This is a genomic window from Stenotrophomonas sp. PS02298 (assembly GCF_029959445.1).
GTDB lineage: Bacteria > Pseudomonadota > Gammaproteobacteria > Xanthomonadales > Xanthomonadaceae > Stenotrophomonas.
Map to the genome: position 1 here is coordinate 1 of NZ_JASCOR010000353.1, position 255 is coordinate 255.

Here is a 255-nt window from a genome sequence, read left to right on the forward strand (position 1 = left end):
AGAACATGATCACCGGTGCTGCCCAGATGGACGGCGCGATCCTGGTCTGTTCGGCTGCTGACGGCCCGATGCCGCAGACCCGCGAGCACATCCTGCTGTCGCGTCAGGTCGGCGTGCCGTACATCGTTGTGTTCCTGAACAAGGCCGACATGGTTGACGATGCCGAGCTGCTGGAACTGGTCGAAATGGAAGTCCGCGAGCTGCTGAGCAAGTACGACTTCCCGGGCGACGACACCCCGATCGTGCACGGTTCGG

At 62.7% G+C, this 255-nt stretch carries 1 protein-coding gene; it reads left to right on the forward strand.

Annotated elements, in window-relative coordinates; translation table 11 throughout:
* The coding region (locus QMX78_RS21540; RefSeq protein ID WP_282273501.1) for a GTP-binding protein at positions 1-255 on the forward strand (255 nt) is incomplete at both ends.